The sequence below is a fragment of the uncultured Psychroserpens sp. genome (genome assembly GCF_947501425.1).
In the GTDB taxonomy this organism is placed as follows: domain Bacteria; phylum Bacteroidota; class Bacteroidia; order Flavobacteriales; family Flavobacteriaceae; genus Psychroserpens.
Genome location: NZ_CANMVN010000012.1, coordinates 48398 through 54428, shown reverse-complemented (window position 1 = coordinate 54428; position 6031 = coordinate 48398). Strand labels below are relative to the sequence as shown.

4 protein-coding genes are annotated in these 6031 nt (G+C 36.9%); 2 read left to right on the top strand and 2 right to left on the bottom strand.

Features of this window, described 5'->3' with window-relative positions; genetic code table 11:
* Both Q0951_RS16825 and Q0951_RS16820 read right to left on the bottom strand, forming a co-directional pair.
* Positions 1-3048: PKD domain-containing protein (locus tag Q0951_RS16825; RefSeq protein ID WP_299339461.1), on the bottom strand; the 3048-nt coding region annotated here is incomplete at its 3' end.
* Between the two features lie 31 nt (positions 3049-3079).
* Positions 3080-3553 carry a hypothetical protein gene (locus Q0951_RS16820; RefSeq protein WP_299339460.1) on the bottom strand — a complete coding sequence of 158 codons (474 nt, stop codon included), beginning with the start codon at positions 3551-3553 and terminating at the stop codon, positions 3080-3082.
* A 225-nt stretch (positions 3554-3778) separates the two neighbouring features.
* Here Q0951_RS16820 and folE point away from each other — a divergent pair, with 225 nt between their 5' ends.
* Together folE and cysS are read left to right on the top strand one after the other, a co-directional pair.
* Positions 3779-4456: a GTP cyclohydrolase I FolE gene (gene folE, locus Q0951_RS16815; protein WP_299339459.1), complete on the top strand. Its 678-nt coding sequence runs from the start codon at positions 3779-3781 to the stop codon at positions 4454-4456.
* Positions 4457-4547: 91 nt separating this feature from the next.
* Positions 4548-6029: a cysteine--tRNA ligase gene (gene cysS, locus Q0951_RS16810; RefSeq protein ID WP_299339458.1), complete on the top strand. Its 1482-nt coding sequence runs from the start codon at positions 4548-4550 to the stop codon at positions 6027-6029.
* The last annotated feature ends 2 nt before the right edge of the window (positions 6030-6031 follow it).

The following is a 6031-nucleotide window of genomic DNA, read 5'->3' as shown; positions in this document are numbered from 1 at the left end:
ATTCTTTAACGTTAAATCTATACTCGTAATTCCATCTGGTGTACCATCATCGCAAACCTCTAATGGTGTAGGATCGATGATAGTTGGCTGAGTAAATACTGTCACAGATTGAGTACTTGTTGTTGGACAAGCACCATTAGTGGTGTAGTCAACAGTGTAAGTCGCATCGAATTGTCCACCAGATATCGTACCTGTTGATGGATTTATAACCGCTCCATCACCAGGATTTGGATTAAATGCAAATGTTCCTCCTGGTAATCCAGTCACTGTTGCTGTACCTCCATCGCATGTTGGTGACAACGTGAAACTAGAATCATCCTCTGGAAAAACTGTAACTGCTACAGTTGATGTTACAGGACAGTTGCCTGTTGTTGTATATTCAACTGTATAAGTTACTCCTGACGATCCGTTAGTAATTTCACCCGTAACAGCATCTATTATAGTTCCATCTGTAGGAACAGGATTAAACGCAAACACACCTCCAATGTCTCCTGTGATTGTTGCTGTTGCTCCAGTACAACTTGGTGTTAAATTGAACGTAGCATCTTCAGCAGGGAATACAGTAACACTTTGGCTTGTTGTTTCAGGACAAGGTCCTGAAGTTGTATACTCTACAGTATAAGTTGTTCCAGACACTCCTGTTACCAATCCCGTATTAACATCTATTGTTGCGCCATCGGCAGGCACAGGGTTAAACGCAAAAGTCCCTCCTGCATCTCCTGTGATCACAGCTGTTGCACCTTCACACGTAGATGTTAATGTGAAATTTGCATCTTCGAAAGGCAAAACTGTTACAGATTGAGTAGAAACTTCAGGACAGGCACCAGCAAGAGCGTATTCAACTGTATATGTTGCACCCTGTGTTCCGTTAGTAATCGTACCCGTTAATAGATCTAAAGTAGCGCCATCAGTTGGAATTGGATTAAACGTAAATGTTCCTCCTGCATCACCCGTAACTGTCGCTGTTCCTCCATCACATGTTGCTGTATAATTAAAACTTGCATCTTGTGCAGGTAAAACAGTTACAGATTGAGTTGTTCCTGGACTACAAGAACTAGCAAATTCATAGATAACAGTATACGTAGTACTGGATACACCTCCAGTTATTGTACCTGTTACTGGATCTATAGCTGCACCATCTGTTGGCTGTGGATCTTCAAATGCGAATGTTCCACCTGCATCTCCAGTTACGGTTGCAGTTCCTCCATCACATGTTGGTGTCATTGTAAATGACGTATCAAATACTTGACCAACGAGAATTGTTTCAGTATCATTGACCGCTAGAGTACAAGCCCCAACAGTGATATCTATAAGTGTAAATGTTTGATCTACGGCAGGCACTCCTAAAGTAACTGTAGCTGTCCCAGCAGCGTCAAGGGTTACGGTTTGTGTGGCACCAGCATTAATATTATAACTCACCACTCCATTTGGAGAACCAGTAATTTGAAATTGAGCATCTTCTCCATTACAAATAGGATTGGTTACAGCAACTACGTCTGCCATAAGTTCTTCTTCAACAGTAATACAAACTTCTTCAGTATACTCACATCCAAAATCATCAACAACTCTGTAAGTGTAACAATGAGTTCCAGCAGTTGCAGGAGCAACAGTAATAGTACTTCCCGTAACGTTTGTAATTGAAGGATCTGCATCCCAAGATTCAGAATCAATCATTGGAGTAAATGACAATTCAGGTGGTTGTATGTTTGGGTCAAAATTTAATCCCCAAGAAAAGATATATCCGTTATCGATAGAAAGGTTGTCAACAATTTCAATACACCAATCTCCGTTCAAAGGACTTCCAACCAATTCATTAAAAGACTCCACAGGAAGATAAGTCCCTGGTTCCCATGAATTATTTGGTGGATTCGTTCCGGCTGTTATTGTATTGGCATTTGAAAGCAGTGTTGTTGCAGACATTGAAAAGCAGTAATCTGCTCCTGTTCCAGGCGTGTTTGAATTATCATCATTAGCACCTCCGAAATATGTACCACCACCTGCTTGAGTAAACAGATCAGCTTCTTGTCCGTTAGGAGAAATAATCTTTATATCTAAATCGCCAGAATAAGAGTGTTCCATATTAACACAAATCTCAATAAGCTGGTTAGGATCTGTGAGTAACTGATCTGATTCAAAACAATCTACTGTAATACACGTTGTATAAACTGCACCAGAACCATCTGGTAAGAATGTTGTACCACTCACTGGAGGTGTACAATCATTAACGAAAGGAACTGGAGTAACAACACCATCAATAGTAGTTGATTCTCCAAAACATAAGGTTGAATTTGCAGCTTGAGTACCAGTAAAATCTGGCTCAGTTGCGACCTGAATGACTTGATTAATTAAGTTTGTATTGGGACATCCCAGAGGATCTGAATCTGTATTGGCATCTCTAACATTTAAGTTAACGATATAAACTCCTGGTGTATCATATGAAAATGTAGCTGTTTGACCATCTACAAAATTCCCATTATCTAAATCCCATTGATATGTAGCACCTGTTCCATCAAATTCAAAAACACCACTACCTGTCAAAGTAATTTCTTCATTAGGACATACTCTGATGTAACCATCAGCATTTGCCGCAGGAATTGAAGAATCTAACTGAGATACAATGGTTTGACATGGCGTAAAACATGAGATATCTGCCGCCCATCCTGTAGTAGTTCCAGCACCATCAGAAACAAACTGAATGGTTAGACATCCAGATCCATTATCATCTGTTGCAGTTACCGAACCTGGGTTATTAGCACCATCATAAGTTCCAAAAGGTGGACTAGCTGTACTATCACCATTATAAATGGTCATGACATCTGCACCTAATTGTGTGTTGAATGCTGTAAAATTTAATTGTACCAATTGACCTGGATTTTCAGGACATATAGTTAGTACTAAGTTTTCGTCACTTGAGTAATTCCCTCCAGCTCCTCCTGAATCAACAAAAGTTCCTGAACAAGCAGTTACTGTACCATCTTGCATAAGAACATCTTGCGCATAGGTATGAAGTGAAAATAAAGTGAAAATTATGAGTAGTGCTTTTTTCATAGCGAATAAATATAAATGGCTAATTAATGTCTTATTGATGTTGAGATTTGATAATGATAAAGTAATTAGTATTATCTACACGATACATATGTGTTCCGTTACCATAAAAATTAAAAAGGTATTTCAGCGGGTTAAAATTTTGAGGGTTAAAATTGGTATCACGTTGTAAATTATTGACATAATAGTCCATTAATGGCACTTCAGACAATAAAGTACATGCTTTCTGATCACTTGGATTTGGAACATTCTTGATCTCAACTCTGTTGCGCAGAATATTTTTAATATCCTTCAATCGCTGTGGCTTGCTTAATACATTTTTGTTTGCTGTGCTACCATAGACCTCATTGATTAATGCTAATTCACTAGCACTCAAAGGATTGTTTATATTATTGTTATAGTTAACTGTTTTTTGTTTTCTATTCTGATTTGAAGATTGAGAAAACACAGAAGGTGTTGCCAGTAAAGTACAGAACAACATTAGAGGGAACAGTAATTTTGAGTTCATGATTTTTTCTATTTAATGGATGCGGAATTTAAGAAAATTTTAATAAATAAACTGTTAAATCAGATATCATGTCCAGACATGCCGATTATAGGCATATAACATGTTAAATTAAAAAAGTCCTACCCTACTTTCGTTTTTTTTTATTGCTTATCTTTGCAGTCCTCTTTGAAACAGAGAATGAAAAAGTTTTAATTAAAAGAATTTCCGTTTTCCGGAATATAAAGAATGAAAATAGATAAAGACATTCAAGATATTGATGCTGTAGGTGATAATCATGTTGGAACTTCATCTGAAACACCTATGCGAAGTGATGCATTTAATCTGACATCTTCTGAAAAGATCGATATCATTAAAGATGACGTTAGGCATATTATGGAAACTCTAGGCTTAGATCTAACAGATGACAGCTTAAAAGGAACACCTAAGCGTGTAGCTAAAATGTTTGTTAATGAAATTTTTGGAGGCTTAGACCCAGAAAAAAAACCAAGTGCTTCAACCTTTGATAACAAATATAAATATGGTGAAATGCTTGTTGAAAAAAACATCACTGTATACTCAACTTGTGAGCATCACTTACTACCAATTGTTGGAAAGGCACATGTAGCTTATATTTCTAATGGTACTGTTGTTGGCCTTTCTAAAATGAACCGAATCGTCGATTATTTTGCTAAGCGACCACAAGTTCAGGAGCGTCTAACCATTCAAGTGGTCAAAGAACTTCAAAAAGTTTTAAATACCGAAGACGTAGCGTGTGTGATTGATGCAAAACACCTATGTGTTAACTCCAGAGGAATCAGAGATGTTGATAGTAGCACAGTAACTTCAGAATTTGGAGGAAAATTCAAAGAAAAAGAAACCAAAAGAGAGTTTTTAGACTACATTAAACTCGATACAACTTTTTAAGTATCCCTTTTTCCGAAGAGAAAATAAAATGTTAGATTTGACTATTATAACAATAGATCAAACTAACAACCGCATTTAAATATCTAACTATATGCATTTGTACGAAGAACAAAAGATTCAGATTTACAATACCCTTAGTGGAAAAAAAGAAACTTTTAAACCCATTGAAGAAGGATTTGTTGGAATGTATGTATGTGGACCTACCGTATATAGTAATGTACACTTAGGAAATGTGAGAACCTTTATGTCTTTTGATATGGTATTCAGATATCTGAGTCACTTAGGTTATAAAGTTAGATATGTTAGAAATATTACAGATGCAGGTCATTTAGAAAATGATGCTGACACTGGCGAGGATAAAATTGCACAGCAAGCACGTAAAGAAGAAATCGTTCCTATGGAAGTTGTTCAGCGCTACACTGTTGATTTCCATAATATATTGAATACATTCAATTTTCGTCCACCAAGTGTAGAACCTACTGCAACAGGACATATTATTGAACAAATTGAATTGATCAAAACCATTATTGATAACGGATTTGCTTATGTGGTCAATGGATCTGTATACTTTGACGTTCACAAGTTCAATGAAACTAATGACTACGGAATTTTAAGCAAACGTAAACTAGAAGACCTTATCCATAATACTAGAGCTTTAGATGGTCAAAGTGACAAGAAAAATCCTCAGGATTTTGCGCTTTGGAAACGTGCCGAACCTCAACACATCATGCGTTGGCCTTCACCATGGAGTGACGGATTTCCCGGATGGCATTTAGAATGCACAGCAATGAGCACAAAATATCTTGGAGATAATTTTGATATTCATGGTGGTGGAATGGATTTGAAATTTCCGCATCACGAATGTGAAATTGCACAAAGTCAAGCCGCCAAAGGACAAGCGCCTGTTAATTATTGGATGCATGCCAATATGCTACAATTAAATGGGCAACGCATGTCTAAATCTACAGGAAATGTAGTAAATCCTGATGAGCTATTATCTGGTAACAATGACTTTTTTAGTAAAGCCTACGCTCCTAGTGTGATTAGATTTTTCAATGCACAGTCTTCATACAGAAGTATTTTGGATTTAACAGATGATGGATTAAAAGCTTCTGAAAAAGGATTTCACCGTTTAATGGATGCTATTAATTTATTAGAGGAATTACAAACTGGCGACACATCTACCTTTAATATCTCAGAATGGCGACAGAAATGTTATGATGCCATGAACGACGATTTCAATTCGCCGATATTAATTGCGCATCTTTTTGAGGCAGCTAAGCAGATCAATCAAATAAAGGATGGTAATGCATCTATTACTTCTCAAGATCTGGAGTTACTAAAAAAGACAATGCACGATTTTACTTTTGATGTTTTAGGACTTGTTAAAGATTCTGATGGAGACACTGGAACAGATAAGTTGGCAGCAGCAGTTGAATTATTGATAGAGCTACGTCAGCAAGCAAGAGCTAATAAAGATTTTGCTTTATCTGATAAAATTCGTGATGATCTGGCAGCCAAAGGCATCCAATTGAATGACGGAAAGGATGGCACGACTTTTACGACAAACTAATT